Origin of the sequence: Alteribacillus iranensis (assembly GCF_900113025.1) — a bacterium.
Classification (GTDB): domain Bacteria; phylum Bacillota; class Bacilli; order Bacillales; family Marinococcaceae; genus Alteribacillus_A; species Alteribacillus_A iranensis.
This window is the reverse complement of record NZ_FONT01000015.1, coordinates 1-12,752: the sequence shown is the minus strand read 5'-3', so window position 1 is coordinate 12,752 and position 12,752 is coordinate 1. Positions and strand designations below refer to the sequence as shown.

General features: G+C 41.4%; 12 protein-coding genes, 16 tRNA genes and 1 rRNA gene. 3 read left to right on the top strand and 26 right to left on the bottom strand.

The annotated features are described in order from the left end of the window. Positions 1 to 97: 97 nt before the first annotated feature. Positions 98 to 649 (bottom strand): signal peptidase I, encoded by a 552-nt coding sequence (gene lepB, locus BM095_RS16240; protein WP_091664315.1) that lies wholly within the window; start codon positions 647 to 649, stop codon positions 98 to 100. A gap of 230 nt (positions 650 to 879) precedes the next feature. Beyond that, positions 880 to 2,775 (bottom strand): PrkA family serine protein kinase, encoded by a 1,896-nt coding sequence (locus BM095_RS16235; RefSeq protein WP_091664312.1) that lies wholly within the window; start codon positions 2,773 to 2,775, stop codon positions 880 to 882. A 148-nt stretch (positions 2,776 to 2,923) separates the two neighbouring features. Here BM095_RS16235 and BM095_RS16230 point away from each other — a divergent pair, with 148 nt between their 5' ends. Further along, positions 2,924 to 4,810, top strand: a complete 1,887-nt coding sequence (locus BM095_RS16230) for a transglycosylase domain-containing protein (RefSeq protein WP_245757942.1) — start codon at positions 2,924 to 2,926, stop codon at positions 4,808 to 4,810. A gap of 59 nt (positions 4,811 to 4,869) precedes the next feature. Here BM095_RS16230 and BM095_RS16225 read toward each other — a convergent pair whose 3' ends face one another. From BM095_RS16225 to queG, 6 genes are all read right to left on the bottom strand, one after another. Next, the gene (locus tag BM095_RS16225) at positions 4,870 to 5,427 is read right to left on the bottom strand and encodes a DUF5366 family protein (RefSeq protein ID WP_091664309.1); all 558 of its coding nucleotides are present in this window, start codon (positions 5,425 to 5,427) and stop codon (positions 4,870 to 4,872) included. Positions 5,428 to 5,490: 63 nt separating this feature from the next. Continuing rightward, entirely contained in the window at positions 5,491 to 5,793 is a 303-nt protein-coding gene (locus tag BM095_RS16220; RefSeq protein WP_091664306.1) for an antibiotic biosynthesis monooxygenase family protein, read from the bottom strand. A 310-nt stretch (positions 5,794 to 6,103) separates the two neighbouring features. Next, entirely contained in the window at positions 6,104 to 6,577 is a 474-nt protein-coding gene (gene trmL, locus BM095_RS16215; protein ID WP_091664303.1) for a tRNA (uridine(34)/cytosine(34)/5-carboxymethylaminomethyluridine(34)-2'-O)-methyltransferase TrmL, read from the bottom strand. A 72-nt stretch (positions 6,578 to 6,649) separates the two neighbouring features. Beyond that, positions 6,650 to 7,522, bottom strand: coding sequence for an amidase domain-containing protein (locus BM095_RS16210; protein ID WP_091664301.1), 873 nt, complete (start codon positions 7,520 to 7,522; stop codon positions 6,650 to 6,652). A 130-nt stretch (positions 7,523 to 7,652) separates the two neighbouring features. Beyond that, positions 7,653 to 8,189 (bottom strand): methylated-DNA--[protein]-cysteine S-methyltransferase, encoded by a 537-nt coding sequence (locus BM095_RS16205; RefSeq protein WP_091664298.1) that lies wholly within the window; start codon positions 8,187 to 8,189, stop codon positions 7,653 to 7,655. After that, the gene (gene queG / locus BM095_RS16200) at positions 8,179 to 9,330 is read right to left on the bottom strand and encodes a tRNA epoxyqueuosine(34) reductase QueG (protein WP_091664294.1); all 1,152 of its coding nucleotides are present in this window, start codon (positions 9,328 to 9,330) and stop codon (positions 8,179 to 8,181) included. The genes BM095_RS16205 and queG overlap by 11 nt, the downstream gene beginning before the upstream one ends. A 56-nt stretch (positions 9,331 to 9,386) precedes the next feature. Between queG and BM095_RS16195 the strand changes: the two genes are divergently transcribed. Further along, entirely contained in the window at positions 9,387 to 10,076 is a 690-nt protein-coding gene (locus BM095_RS16195) for a B3/B4 domain-containing protein (protein WP_091664291.1), read from the top strand. Positions 10,077 to 10,153: 77 nt separating this feature from the next. After that, positions 10,154 to 10,681, top strand: coding sequence for a DUF421 domain-containing protein (locus BM095_RS16190; protein ID WP_245757941.1), 528 nt, complete (start codon positions 10,154 to 10,156; stop codon positions 10,679 to 10,681). A 34-nt stretch (positions 10,682 to 10,715) separates the two neighbouring features. On the opposite strand, the gene BM095_RS16185 is transcribed toward BM095_RS16190, so the two are convergent. The 18 genes from BM095_RS16185 to rrf form a co-directional block, all read right to left on the bottom strand. After that, a tRNA-Leu gene (locus BM095_RS16185) sits at positions 10,716 to 10,800 on the bottom strand. Positions 10,801 to 10,823: 23 nt separating this feature from the next. Continuing rightward, positions 10,824 to 10,913, bottom strand: a tRNA-Leu gene (locus tag BM095_RS16180). Between the two features lie 11 nt (positions 10,914 to 10,924). Then, positions 10,925 to 10,999 (bottom strand) — tRNA-Cys (locus BM095_RS16175). Between the two features lie 35 nt (positions 11,000 to 11,034). Continuing rightward, positions 11,035 to 11,109: transfer RNA gene (locus BM095_RS16170), tRNA-Gly, on the bottom strand. Between the two features lie 3 nt (positions 11,110 to 11,112). After that, positions 11,113 to 11,187, bottom strand: a tRNA-Gln gene (locus tag BM095_RS16165). A 10-nt stretch (positions 11,188 to 11,197) separates the two neighbouring features. Beyond that, a tRNA-His gene (locus BM095_RS16160) sits at positions 11,198 to 11,273 on the bottom strand. Between the two features lie 11 nt (positions 11,274 to 11,284). Next, positions 11,285 to 11,358 (bottom strand) — tRNA-Trp (locus tag BM095_RS16155). 8 nt (positions 11,359 to 11,366) lie between these two features. Beyond that, positions 11,367 to 11,452, bottom strand: a tRNA-Tyr gene (locus tag BM095_RS16150). Between the two features lie 10 nt (positions 11,453 to 11,462). Then, positions 11,463 to 11,538: transfer RNA gene (locus tag BM095_RS16145), tRNA-Thr, on the bottom strand. A 10-nt stretch (positions 11,539 to 11,548) separates the two neighbouring features. After that, positions 11,549 to 11,624: transfer RNA gene (locus BM095_RS16140), tRNA-Phe, on the bottom strand. Next, entirely contained in the window at positions 11,590 to 11,817 is a 228-nt protein-coding gene (locus BM095_RS16135; RefSeq protein WP_091664289.1) for a hypothetical protein, read from the bottom strand. The genes BM095_RS16140 and BM095_RS16135 overlap by 35 nt, the downstream gene beginning before the upstream one ends. 20 nt (positions 11,818 to 11,837) lie before the next feature. After that, positions 11,838 to 11,913, bottom strand: a tRNA-Asp gene (locus tag BM095_RS16130). A 229-nt stretch (positions 11,914 to 12,142) separates the two neighbouring features. Then, a tRNA-Met gene (locus tag BM095_RS16125) sits at positions 12,143 to 12,219 on the bottom strand. A gap of 9 nt (positions 12,220 to 12,228) precedes the next feature. After that, a tRNA-Val gene (locus BM095_RS16120) sits at positions 12,229 to 12,304 on the bottom strand. Between the two features lie 8 nt (positions 12,305 to 12,312). Then, positions 12,313 to 12,387 (bottom strand) — tRNA-Glu (locus BM095_RS16115). Between the two features lie 31 nt (positions 12,388 to 12,418). After that, a tRNA-Ser gene (locus tag BM095_RS16110) sits at positions 12,419 to 12,512 on the bottom strand. 3 nt (positions 12,513 to 12,515) lie between these two features. Next, a tRNA-Asn gene (locus tag BM095_RS16105) sits at positions 12,516 to 12,590 on the bottom strand. 71 nt (positions 12,591 to 12,661) lie between these two features. Next, positions 12,662 to 12,752 (bottom strand): 5S ribosomal RNA (gene rrf / locus BM095_RS16100); the annotation flags it as partial.

The following is a 12,752-nucleotide window of genomic DNA, read 5'->3' as shown; positions in this document are numbered from 1 at the left end:
TTTAACAACGAAGCTTACAGAATTGAAAAAAGGGCTGTCAAAAGGTCATTTTTTATGACCTTTTGATACAGCCCCTCTTATTATCTCATGATTGTTGTTATTGAATAATGGTAAATTCATTGACGGGCCAATAGCGAATGTTAGCCTTTCCGACTATTTCCTCCATCTCCACTAAACCAATTTGTCTACTATCCATACTATTTTGCCTGTTATCACCTAATACAAACACTTTCCCCTCAGGTACTTCTGAATAGCCAGTTACTTTCTCTAAAGTAAAGTCATTTGTAAAAAGTCCTCTCTCATTCTGTTCTCTATAAGGTGATAAGTATTCTTCTTCATATGCCTCCCCATTAATATAAAGGACATCGTCTCTATACTCTATGTGATCGCCTGGCAGCCCGATCACTCTTTTAATATAATCACTTTCCTCATTAGCATGAAAAACGATTAAATCAAAACGTTCCGGCTCAGAAAATTCATAACCTATTTTGTTAATAATTAATCGTTCCCCGTTCTCAATCGTTGGCATCATAGACTCTCCATGGACCATATAGTTAGCAAAGAAAAAAGTCCGAACGATTAACACAATAACGATAACTACCACGAATGTTTTGATCCAATCCCAAATTTCACGAGCTATATGATTCATTTTATTTCCCCCATTCGTATCTTTTATAATGTATCATTGTTTTTCTAATTGAGCAATTGGGAGATAAAACAAGAGCCAGAGATAGGTTTTAACACAACAAGTGCTCATGTTAGCGACATCCGACTCTTTTTAAAATCTGAAACAGCAACTATCTTATTTGTTGATTTAGCGTTCTCATAAATAAATGCCGGCCCTCTAGAGAGGTACCGGCATTCCTTTCACGGTTCTTTCTATCTATTCAACAGACTTCCTACATAACGGAGTAATTCATTAGCGGAGACTGAGTTATACCCGTGCTCATCGATGAGACGAGCAATCACTTCATTGATTTTCTTCAATTGTGATTCGTCTGGTGTTTTGGTAGAAGTAGTAATTTTTACTACATCTTTCAAATCTGCAAATAATTTCTTTTGAATGGCTTCCCTTAAACGTTCATGAGAATTATAATCAAATTTTTTCCCTTTACGGGCGTAAGCCGAAATTCGAATTAATATTTCTTCTCTAAACGCACGCTTAGCGTTTTCTGAAATCCCAATTTGTTCTTCAATAGAGCGCATAAGCTTCTCATCTGGGTTCATTTCCTCTCCCGTTAAAGGGTCTCTCATTTTTGTTTTGTTGCAATATGACTCGACATTATCGAGATAGTTATCCATCAACGTTTTTGCGGATTCTTCATAAGAGTACACGAACGCTTTTTGAACCTCTTTCTTAGCTGCTTCATCGTACTCTTTCCTGGCAATCGCTATGAAATCTAGATACCTGTCTTTATCTTCATTTGATATGGAAGGGTGCTGGTCTAATCCATCCTTCAATGAACGGAGCACATCAAGCGCGTTAATTGATGCGACATCTTTCCGAATAATGGCTGATGAAATCCGATTGATGACATAACGTGGATCAATGCCATCCATTCCTTCATCAGCATATTCTTTTTTCAATTCATCCACGTCTTGTTCTTTAAAACCTTCTAATTCCTCTCCATCATACAGCTTCATTTTCTTTAACAGATCTACATTTTGCTTTTTCGGCTCTTTTAATCGCGTCAATACTGAGAAAATAGCTGCCGTTCTTAAAGCATGGGGAGCAATGTGAACGTGGGACATGTCACTTTCCCGGATCATTTTGTCATAAATTCGTTCTTCCTCCGACACCCTTAAATTATAAGGGATGTTCATTACAATAATTCTTGAGTGTAACGCTTCATTTTTCTTATTAGATATAAATGATTTATATTCTGCCTCATTCGTGTGAGCTACTATAAGTTCATCAGCAGAAATTAAGGCAAACCGACCTGCTTTAAAGTTTCCTTCTTGAGTCAAGGACAATAAATGCCACAGGAATTTTTCATCACACTTTAGCATTTCCTGAAACTCCATCATTCCTCGATTGGCCTTGTTTAACTCCCCATCAAACCGATACGCTCTTGGATCGGATTCCGAGCCATATTCAGCAATAGTAGAAAAGTCTATACTTCCAGTTAAATCAGCGATATCTTGAGATTTTGGATCGGATGGACTGAATGTACCAATTCCCACACGGCGGTCTTCCGAGAAAAAGATTCTTTCGACCATTACATCTTCAATACGACCGCCATATTCTGTTTCCAGTCTCATGACATTTAATGGAGATAAGTGCCCTTCCACTCTTATTCCGTAATCCCTGTAAAAATCCTCACGTAAATGAGGCGGAATAAGATGTAATGGATCTTCGTGCATGGGACACCCTTCAATTGCATATACGGCTCCTCTATCCGTTCGGGAGTACCTCTCTAATCCCCTCTTTAACAGTGTTACAATCGTAGATTTACCACCGCTTACCGGTCCCATTAATAATAAAATCCTTTTTCGCACGTCCAGCCGCCGTGCCGCTGAATGAAAATACTCTTCCACCAGCTTCTCCAGCGAATCTTCCAGGCCATAAATTTCATCACCAAAAAACTTGTACATTTTTTTGCTATCTCTTTCTAAGACACCCGCATCTTTTATCATGTTATACACACGTGAATGAGCTGTTTGTGCAATATGTGGATGTTCTTTCAACAACTCTAAATACTCTCTGAAGGTCCCACGCCATTTCAGCTGCTCCTCTTCCTCTCGTGATTCACGTATCTTGTTAATGATATCCAATGAAAAGCCTCCTTTTCTTCCGAAAGAAGAATAAGTTGAAAAAGCAGTCTCGCTGCTTCTAAATTTCATGGTTGTTATTTCATGTCTATGCAAAAATAAAAGGAACATAACCATTCGCTTCTGCCGATATTAAAAAGAGAGGTTAATTATGGGGAATGAAGGTGTGGAGACAATGAAAATAGCAACAGGATACACGCTCATTTTTGTGTTTCTTGCCTCTTTTGTCATTGTTTTTGCGAATACCATGACAGAAGCACAAGATATGCAATCCGTAGAAGAAGTGTTAGAGAAAGAAATTGACTTAGAGACAACAAATATGAAGAAAAATAGTTTTCTCTATGATAAAAACAATAAACTGTTCACCGAGTTAAGACATGATGAAAATCGCAGGTATATTACGTATGAAGAAATACCGGAAAAGGTCATACAAGCTTTTTTATCAACGGAAGATCAATACTTTTATGAACATGAGGGTGTCTATGTTTCAGCAGTGGCGAGGGCTCTTATAAACAATGCCAAAGCTGGAGGGATCACGGAAGGAGCCAGCACTATTACTCAGCAGGTCGTTCGTAATTTGTTTCTTTCCCATGAGCAGACATACAATAGAAAATTGAACGAAGCTTTATATGCTTATCAATTGGAGAAAGACTATTCCAAAGAAGAAATATTAGAGCTATATGTAAATAGTATTTATTTTAATCACGGAGTATATGGGTTTGAAACAGCCAGCCAAGTCTATTTTAATAAAACAAGCTCCGAGTTATCTTCAGCTGAGATAGCCTTCTTGGCCGCAATTCCTGCGAACCCATCACACTACGATCCATTACATAAAAAAGAGAATACACTGCTGCGCATGGAATGGATTTTGGAAAAAATGACAGATACCAAAGTAATAACGGAAGAAGAAAAAGCATTAGCTCTTCAAGAACAAATCGATGTTCAATATCACCATAGAAAAGAGCTTTATCCGGACTACGCCTTTTATATTGAACATGAATTAAAACAATTGATTGGTAAAAAAGAAGGTTTCTATTCCAACATGAAAAATACGGATGAAGAGACAAGAAACAAGATACAAACGGAACTAAATAACCGCGTAACAGAAGTGCTAGAATCTGGCATACATATTGAAACCTATTTAGATCCCTCTATCCAGCAACATGTGACGTCGGTGGCCGATCGATTGCTAACGAATTGGGGGGTACAAGGGGCATCCGTTGTTATTGATCACGCTACCAACCGTATCGTTGCAATGAGCGGAGGTGCTCAGTATAAGAAATATGAATTTCAGCGGGCATTTCAAGCATATCGGCAACCTGGCTCTGCTATTAAACCTCTGCTCGTATATGGTCCTTATCTCGATAGTACAGGGAAGCCTATGACGAGCAGAGTGAGCACGAATCATATTTGCTATAATGGGTACTGTCCATCAAATGCCGGCAATGGTTTCTATGGCAGCGTGCCCCTCACACAAGCATTGACTCAATCATATAACACAGCAGCCGTTCGCTTGCTGCATGAAACAGGCATTGAAAAAGCTTTCTCTTATATTGAAAAGTTTGGCTTCACAAAAATAGTACGATCGGATTATAACTACCCTGCAGCTCTCGGGGGTTTTACTTACGGAATCACACCTCTTGAATTAACAAAAGCCTATACTGTCCTTTCAAACGACGGTACGTATTCTCCGTCTCGAGCCATAAAGAAAGTAACAGACAAAGACGGGAACGTGCTTTATGAATGGAAACAAGATACCCAAAAAATCTGGGATAAGGAGTCAAATGATAAGCTTCGTTACATGATGAGAAAAGTTGTCACTGAAGGTACGGGGAAAAGAGCTAATATACCAGGACAGCATATCGGCGGGAAAACGGGGACAACGAATCTAAGTAAAGATTATTGGTTCGTAGGATATAATAATCGTTACACGACGGGAGTATGGATTGGACATGATAATCCATCTCCCATCCGGTCTGTGCGATCCCCTCACATGACGTTATGGAAAGAGATAGTAACTAATCTCTCCTCCCCCTAACATTCACGAAAAATAGCCTGTTGTAAGCAAATTACACCAGGCTATTTTTGTTTCTTCTGCTATAGGGGAAGACTATTAATAAGGCTATTATAAAGACGGATGGCTGCATAGGAAATGGTGAAGATAAAAGCACTCCAGAAACTTATATGGAAAAAAATCATTCCTATTAAACCGCCAGTTGACATAGAATCACTTGCTTTATAGACAAAGTAGATAAAATAAACGAACGTTCCCAAAAGAAAAGTAATAATAATCCCTAGAGGCATTCTCATAAAAAATATAGACAGGATACTGGCCAATAAATAAAACCATGATCCTCCTCTAATTTTTTGCAGACTGCTTCCTTCTTCATCTTTAGAGAAAAATAATAACGAAAGTTCATTTATCGTATCCGCGATTAATTTTAATGCAGAAAACACCATAAAAAAAAGTAAGACTAATAAAAACAAGAGAGTCAGTTTGATCCCTACGTCAGAGAAAAACTCACGCATCCCCATATACAAACCAATATCACGAAGCCAGGTCGTGATAACATTCTCTGCGTAGAGAGCAAATGACAAGCTGAAAAACAAAATGGCTATCAAAGGAAAATGGCTAGTTAAGTAAGTATTTTTCATGATGGCTCTCCATGTTAGTACACGTTTAGAATAGGCGGAGAAAACCTCCGCCGCTATGACTGGTTATAGATGGTGAATAACTTCGAATGCTCTTAATTCATTACCGGAAGCCGGGCTTTTTTTCTGAGCGCCTTCCTCGCTATGAGCTTTTTGAAAAGCTTCACTCTCCAGCCAATCTTCATAATGCTTTTTTGTTTCCCATTTCGTAAAGACAACCTGCTTCCCATTCTCCGACGCTTCATCTAAGAACATAAAATCCAAACATCCAGGAACCTTGCTCATGTTATCTGCACCTTTTCCAAAACGCTCTTGCATCTTCTCTTTTGCCTGTGGAGGCACTTGTAACTCATTCATAACTACGTACATCTTTTTCCTCCTCACTGAATTCGTGGATAACATTTGAATTATAACAATCTTTTCCACAAACTGTCACCTTAAGCATGCAAGAAATATTCACATCCTGCACAATATAAGGTATAATGAGATCATTGTCATATAATAAAATGTAATATAATGCTAGTAATGAAAAGGAGGCTTCTTTACATATGAAACTTATCTTAATTCTAGGTGTGTGTGTTGCATTCCTCACTTCTATTCTCACTGCCTGCTTTGAAGACAAGCCTCATAAATATTAATGAAAATGGAGGCTTCCGCCGTAATTCGGGGAAGCCTCCATTTATTTTAATCCAGGAAACTTCTGTTGACGCAGCACTTCAAAAATTACAATAGCAGCAGTGTTTGAAAGGTTTAATGAGCGTACTGAATCGTTTTGAGGAATTTTTAAACATCGATCCTTATGCTCTCCTGTCAGATCGTCTGGGAGCCCTGTCGTTTCTTTACCAAACACGAAAAAATAGTCCTGATCGGTATCGGTGTAAGATAGGTCAGCATAGGTCTGTTCTCCTATAGTTTCAATAAAATAAAATTCCCCTGTTGGATATCGCTGAAACAGCTCATCGATCGAGTCATAATAATGGATCAGCACATGTGGCCAATAATCACACCCGGCTCTCTTTAACATCTTGTCCTCTGTCGAAAATCCTAAAGGTCTAATTAAATGAAGGTGTGTCCCTGTTCCAGCACATGTTCTCGCGATATTTCCTGTATTTGCTGGTATTTCTGGTTGATATAATACGATGTGATTACTCATGCATTGCACCTCGTCCTAGACTATACGTTAACTAACGTATTATAACATATAACGGCTCTGACATTTACTTATTTAATCGATTCGAAAAAACTTGTATCTTATATTCGGCGTCCATGCCGTAGAGTCTTCATACTTCCAATACCTGGATCTACTGTTCGATGTTTGAGCATTTACTAAAGGCTCTTTATTGCCATCAAAACTTGTAACGATGGTAGAGTGCTGCCAGCGCCCGTTCCCATTAAAGTCATAGCATATGACATCTCCCTCTCTTAAATCTGTCGCCCTCTCGACTTCTGCCGCTGAAAATGCGTGATTTGCACTGCTTAGGAACCAACGAAACGAATGAGCAACCGCCCAGCTGTAACTCCAACTGTCTCCCTGATACCACCATCCTTTTTCTCGGTTAGGCATTCCAGTCATAGGAGCACCGCCAGCCTGTAAGCATTGAGATACGAAATTAGTACAATTGTTAGTAAAGCGCCGGTAGGATGGGTTGTAATCATTCCACCATCTCTCTGCATACTGCACTGCTTTCCTACGATCATAGGGAGAGCGACGCTGACTCGTCTCAACTTGTACGGTGGGCTCTCTTTGCTGCAGCTCCTCAATGATTTGATCAATAACAAGCCTGCCATCATGTGTCGTACATTCTCTATTCTGAATCTGTTCCTCTAAATGGTAGTGGTCTTTTATTTTTATTACCTTTGTAAAAGCAAACTGATACGAGATCTTTTCTTGTTTTCCTATGGTTTGGACTCTATAGGGGTGAACCTGCGTTTTTAATTTCAGCAGTTTCGCTTTTCGAAGACTGTATAATTCTCTTGCCCGTTGTAACGCGGAAATTTCTTGGGGGGTGAGACGGGAAGGTCGTCTCCTCTCCTCCTGCATTTGAAAGTTTATCCATTCCTTCACATGAGTCTCTAGAGCATTCTGCCACTTTCTCATCCTTATCCCACTCCTTAGACAGCCTCCTCTTCTCTCTACTCTATTCATCATTTCTTCATTCATACGAAAAATTTTGGAGAGTGTAGAGGTTTCAAAGGAAGATCCAATGAGTAAGCGTTTAGATCTTTATTTAATTTACTGTCAGCCCGCTTTTCTCAAGTTGCAGCAGATATTCTTTTTTATCTAGCCCTCCTCCATAACCGATCATCTTACCGCTACTCCCAATTACACGATGACAAGGAATAATGATAGATACGGGATTTTTATTATTGGCACCACCGACTGCTCTTACTGCATTTGGAGAACCAGTTTTCGCAGCAATTTCTTTGTAGGTACAGGTCTCTCCATAAGGAATTCCTTGTAGTGCATGCCATACGCTCTTTTGAAAGCTCGTACCGAATAAATGCAAAGGAAGGTTAAAACCTTTTCTTCCTCCAGAAAAATATTCATCAAGTTGCACCAACGTTTGTTTTAATACTTCCGTTTGGTCCGGGACAATACAGGGATATGTTGAATGCTTTTTCGTCCATGCTTCAACCTCTCTCTTTGTCTCTTCCACTCCACCATAAGCAACCATACACACCCCTTCGTCCGTCGCCATCACCGTAAGGAGACCGAGAGGAGACTTATATTGGGATTGATAGAAAAATTGATGATCATTTTGCATAACGTACCTCACTCGTTATATAGTCAAGTGCCTCGTTTATTTCCTTAACAATGTCAGAGTCCTTCTCCGTCTCTTTCGCTCTATATAAGCTAAGAGCAGACCGCTCTGTGTTTATTTGTCCAAGTGCCCAAGCAGCCGATCCTCGTATTATTGGTCTCGGGTCATGGAGTAATAGGTCCTCTAAGACCTCTATAGCCGACTCCTCTTTGTAATTTCCTAGAGCGATAATAGCATTTCGCTGAATGGGCTTTTTGCCTCGCCATGAGCCTGCTAAAGGGCCGTAATTCTCTCTAAACTCACGATTACTCAATTGTAGGATAGGAATTAATAAAGGTTTGACGATGTCGGGATCTGGTTCAAATTCTTCATTCGAATGAATATCCCGCCCTTTATTTTCAGGGCACACTTGCTGACAAGTATCACAACCATACAAACGATTTCCTATTTGTTTCCTATATTGTTTCGGGAGGAAGTCCTTGGTTTGTGTAAGATAAGCGATACATTTATTAGAATTTAACTGTCCCCCTTGAACGAGAGCATCAGTTGGGCAGGCTTCAACACACTTGTTGCACGTACCACACTGATCCGTGATTGGAGTATCGGGAGGTAACGAAAGAGTAGTAATCATTTCACCTAAATACACATATGAACCAAATTCAGGAGTAATGATAGCACAGTTTTTACCACTCCAACCGATCCCGGCCCTTTCTGCAACCGCGCGGTCAGATAACTCTCCAGTGTCCACCATAGATTTGCAGGCAGCTTCAGGAACAAGACTCATAATATAATCTTCCAGCTTCTCTAAACGATTCTGAAGTACACGGTGGTAATCCTCTCCCCACGATGCTCGGCAAAAACGTCCTCGGCGTTCCCCTTTCTTATTTTTGGGTTCATTTTTCATTTTTGAAGGATACGCTAAGGCAATGGCAATGATAGTTTTTGCTTCGGGAAGGAGTTTTTTAGGTGTTACCCTTTTATCTATATCCTTCTCTTCAAATCCAGATTGGTATTGTAAACGCTGCTGTTCCAGTAAACGATCCTTTAAAGTCAAAAAAGGATCAGCGGAGGCAAATCCAATTTTATCAATACCAATCTCCTTGCTATATTCTATTATTTTTTCTTTTAACTCCACGTTTGTCATGATCGCCCTCCTTTCTAAAATTATGATACACTCCAAGGAAAGGAGTGGTGTTTATCATGATCATATCTCTTTCCGAGCAACTGACGACAGCAGTCCCTCATTTCCATGTAGGCCTCATTGTTTACAAAAATATTGTTATTGATGAATCACCTCAAATGCTTAAAGGCAGATTAGACTTCTTCCAGGAGAAAATAAAGACAGATCTTCTCGAGCAATCCATTGTTGATTACCCGGGAGTGTTGGAATGGAAGCAAACATTTAAACAAGCGGGAATAGACGCAACGAAAAATCGTCCTTCCCACGAGGCGTTGTTTCGCCGTATAAGCAAAGGACAGCCGATCCCATTTATTCATTCAGCCGTTGATTTGAACAACTTTTTTTCATTACAATACGAAATCCCCATTGGCTTGTATGACTGGGATTCCTTACGTGATTATATCAAATTATCAATAGGGACAGAAGAAGATACATTTCAAGGGATAAACGGAAGATGGAATAAGATGAAAGGAAAATTTGTTTCCAAAGACAAACAGGGGGCATTTGGAAGTCCTATTGTTGATTCTCAACGAACAAAGACAACACACCACACAAAAAATGCATTACAAATTTTTTATTTGCGACCATCCATAAAAAAAGAAGAAGCGTTACAATTATTACGAGCCGCCTCCAACATGTTTTTCCAAATTCACAGTGGAGAGGCCTCCATATATTACTTAAATAGCAGCACACCCGATTTGAAAATATGATACATCACATATACTCTCGTCTAATGTGTTTCCAACCTTGGTAAGGAGGGTAGTAGCAAATCAGGGAGGGAGCACACTTGTTTTACGATAAAATAGAAGACATCTTCCGTATTCTCGTGATGGCGGCTATTGTATATCCTTTGCTAATACTTTTGCTAAGAGTCTCAGGGAAACGGACACTCTCAAAAATGAATATGTTCGATTTTGTGATCACCATTGCAATAGGTTCTACGGTGGCCACTATTTTACTATCCAAAGAAGTATCCTTTTTAGATGGTATCGCCGCATTAGTGTCACTCATATTTCTTCAATATGTGGTTAGTTTTTTATCGGTTCGTTCTCCTATGTTCAGTAAGATTATCAAAGGGAATCCTTCCTTAATATTCTATCGGGGGACCTACCTTCATAGAAACATGAAGAAACAACGGGTAAGGGAAGAGGAGATCAGACAAGCGATACGTACAGCAGGACAAAATAACATAGAGAGCGTGGAAGCTGTCGTATTAGAAACGGATGGTTCACTTTCTGTGATAAGTGGGGCACAAGGAGAGAAGGCAACTTCCCTTCAAGATGTAGAAGATACACAAAAAGACATTTCTCCATAGGAGGAATGTCTCTCTTTTTCATATACTCATGTTATGGTAGCGGTGGCCGGGGTCGAACCGGCACTCCAAAAGGAACACGATTTTGAGTCGTGCGCGTCTGCCAATTCCGCCACACCGCCATATCATAACGGTAAAAATAAAATGGTGCCGAGGGCCGGACTTGAACCGGCACGGTTGTAGACCAACCGCAGGATTTTAAGTCCTGTGTGTCTGCCAATTCCACCACCCCGGCAGCTTCAGTTTTGGAGGCGGCACCCGGATTCGAACCGGGGGATAAGGGTTTTGCAGACCCGTGCCTTACCACTTGGCTATGCCGCCATGTGCATGATGAAGTCGAATGCACATAGTGTGAATGGAGCGGAAGACGGGATTCGAACCCGCGACCCCCACCTTGGCAAGGTGGTGTTCTACCACTGAACTACTTCCGCGTGTGGCTGGGCTAGCTGGATTCGAACCAGCGCATCACGGAGTCAAAGTCCGTTGCCTTACCGCTTGGCTATAGCCCAACATTTGTCATGGGGCGATTGATGGGAATCGAACCCATGAATGCCGGAGCCACAATCCGGTGCGTTAACCACTTCGCCACAACCGCCATTTGCATTATGGCAGGGGTAGTAGGAATCGAACCCACATTGGCGGTTTTGGAGACCGCTGTTCTACCGTTGAACTATACCCCTGTGTTTAATGGTGGAGGGGGACGGACTCGAACCGCCGAACCCAGAGGGAGCAGATTTACAGTCTGCCGCGTTTGGCCAACTTCGCTACCCCTCCACAAATTAAGTGGTGCCGGCCAGAGGACTTGAACCCCCAACCTACTGATTACAAGTCAGTTGCTCTACCAATTGAGCTAGACCGGCATATTGATAATGGTGGCTCGAGACGGAATCGAACCGCCGACACGAGGATTTTCAGTCCTCTGCTCTACCGACTGAGCTATCGAGCCATTTCAAAGTATTTACATAAATAACAGTGCTTCTATTGCTTTCCGTTACGAGTTCCTCTGTCTGCTCCTCTTCCTGCTTATACTTCGAGGAAATGTGCGTCGCAGACAACTCGCTGCTTATTCGGTGTTGCGATGCTCGTTGCTCTACCGACTGAGCTATCGAGCCATATAATTGTTGATCATAACTATTCAATGAACTCTCTTGCTGAAAAATGGCGGGCCTGACGGGAATCGAACCCGCGATCTCCTGCGTGACAGGCAGGCATGTTAACCGCTACACCACAGGCCCTTCTTGTAAAGAATAAGCTGCGAATCTCTTCGTCAACTTCTTTCGTTCAGTCAGGTCACGTACCATCGTACGCTCCTTCCTTCTCTCTTTCGTTTCCTCGACCTTCTTGCTTTTTCTTTACAACCTGGTCAAAGAATTAGAATCGTTGCGAATCTCTTCGTCAACTTCTTTCGTTCAGTCAGCTTACGTACCATAGTACGTGTTTTCTTTCTTTAAAGAAGATAAGTATTGGTTGCGGGGGAAGGATTTGAACCTTCGGCCTCCGGGTTATGAGCCCGACGAGCTACCAGACTGCTCCACCCCGCGATGTTTTAATGGTGGAGGATGACAGGTTCGAACTGCCGACCCCCTGCTTGTAAGGCAGGTGCTCTCCCAGCTGAGCTAATCCTCCATATATTATGGTGACCCGTAGGGGATTCGAACCCCTGTTACCGCCGTGAAAGGGCGGTGTCTTAACCACTTGACCAACGGGCCTTCTTGAAATAAAAATTATGTATTGGTTATCTGGCGGAGAGCGAGGGATTCGAACCCTCGAGACGGTTTAACGCCGCCTACACGATTTCCAATCGTGCTCCTTCGGCCAACTCGGACAGCTCTCCATATGGCTCCACAGGCAGGATTCGAACCTGCGACCGATCGGTTAACAGCCGATAGCTCTACCACTGAGCTACTGTGGAATATGTAAATAAATAGTGAGCTGTTCACATTCATACTATAGAAATATAACATGAATCGTTATGATTGTCCAGCCTGGCAACGTCCTACTTTCACAAAGGGTCGCCCCTTCATTATCATCGGCGCTGAAGAGCTTAACTTCCGTGTTCGGCATGGGAACGGGT